We start from the raw sequence: 1057 nt of genomic DNA on the forward strand, positions 1-1057 counted from the left end.
ATGTTGGAACGCGCCGCCGCCTCCTTCAACGGCCGCCCTTGCGAAAGGGCGGCCGCCAGCCGCGCTTCGGCGGGCGTCAGGTCGAACAGGCCGGCAAGCAGGGTTGGCGAAGGCACCATGGAACTGGCGCTCACCGCCGTCGCGGCGATCAGGATGTCGCCCCCCGAAAAGATATCATGCGCCGAACGGAGCAGCGGCAGGACATGGACGATGATCGACTGCCTGTCTTGTCGCGCGGGTACCGGGATTGATCGGACCGAGGGTTCGATCTCGCTGCGCACGGCGGCGATGGCTTGCTGAAACAAAAGGTCTGCTTGCACATCGCCAATCGCCATGCTGCCGAAGGCGACCGGCAGGAACATCGCGGGCATGGCCTCAAGCAGCGGGTTGGTGGCCAGCACGCGTCCATTGGATGAAAGGACAGCAGCCGGCAGTCCCATTCTTTCCATTGCCGCAACTGTTCCTTGCGCGCGCTCAAGCCCGAGCCTCGCCGCAATCAGGCTGGCACGCGCCAGATGCGGCCGCAGCGCGTTCATTCGCGCGAGATCGTCTGCCGAAGGACGATCGTTGTCGCGCCAGCGCTCGGTCGAAAACAGTGCCATTTCCCCCGTCGGCATGACGATGAACGAACCAATCTGTCCGCCAATCCCCAGCGGCCGGGTGCGATCGAGGCGCAGGTGATTGCTTGCCAGAGCTCCGGCGGGGAAATAATCGGCGTCGTAGACAAAAGCCGAAGGCGGGGTCATCGAGAAGAGGAGTTGCACCTCCTCGCTCTTCTGCCATCCATTGGCAGCGTCGAAAGCCTCCAGCACTGGCGAGATCAAATCGGTCGCGATGAATTTTGGCGGGGCTCGGTCATCGAACAGGACAAGCGAGGCGGCAGCCGAGTTGGACTCGCTGCTCAACTGCTCCAGGACGTCGCGCCACATCTCCGGCACGAATGCAGCCTCGTAGATGCGGTCGGCCAGATCGGAAGTCACTTGTGCCTCGTTGGCTGCGCTACCAACTCCGCGTTCTTCACCAAGGCGGCAAGCTGGCTTTGCTGGCGGGTTCCTGT

Annotated in this window: 1 protein-coding gene; it reads right to left on the reverse strand. The window is 63.3% G+C overall.

Annotated features, from left to right (window positions below; all coding sequences use genetic code 11):
• On the reverse strand, positions 1-980 hold a 980-nt coding region (locus EN893_RS35325), incomplete at its 3' end, for a helix-turn-helix transcriptional regulator (RefSeq protein WP_128362233.1).
• Positions 981-1057 lie beyond the last annotated feature (77 nt).

The organism is Mesorhizobium sp. M7A.F.Ca.CA.004.04.2.1, assembly GCF_004022825.1.
In the GTDB taxonomy this organism is placed as follows: Bacteria; Pseudomonadota; Alphaproteobacteria; order Rhizobiales; family Rhizobiaceae; genus Mesorhizobium.